This window comes from Xanthobacter autotrophicus, assembly GCF_030015065.1.
Classification (GTDB): domain Bacteria; phylum Pseudomonadota; class Alphaproteobacteria; order Rhizobiales; family Xanthobacteraceae; genus Xanthobacter; species Xanthobacter autotrophicus_D.
The window spans coordinates 1-484 of record NZ_JAIVFN010000344.1 but is presented as its reverse complement, the minus strand read 5'-3'; the positions used below and the strand labels follow the sequence as shown (position 1 = coordinate 484).

The 484-nt window shown below is 62.8% G+C and carries 1 protein-coding gene; it reads right to left on the bottom strand.

From position 1 onward, the window contains the following. The coding region (locus K9U40_RS23450; protein WP_282892468.1) for a hypothetical protein at window positions 1–484 on the bottom strand (484 nt) is incomplete at both ends.

Below are 484 nucleotides of genomic sequence, written 5' to 3'. Positions count from 1 at the left end.
AGCGTCTTGAGCATGATCGACACAATGCGGCCCGCCGAGCCGTGCTCGATCTGGCTGATGTTGATCACCTTCAGCTTGGGCTCCAGCAGCGCAGAGGGAGGCAGCAGCTTGGGCCCGGCGCCGTCCGCGAACCCGGCCGCCAGGTCAGGCTTCGCAGCGAAGGCTTTGAGGGCCTTGCGCATGTTGGCTCGGATGCCGCCTTTCGTCGCTGCAGCGAGGGGCAGATACGTGCCGCTCAGGTACGTCACGCTGTCCAGCAGCTGAGGCATGTGAACGTTGGCCGACAAGGCGTCGTACTCGTCCGTTTTCATTGCCTCCGCGATGATGGCCAGGTTCTCATCGATCAGCTCATCCGAGCCTGCCACACGCAGCAAGTTGAGGATCGAGTGCACGCGCATCTTTCGCTCCTCGGCCCATGCCTTGCCTGCATTGGTCAGCTCGACAGCCTGCAGCAGGATGCCTACCTGAGCAATCAGGTCGGAGG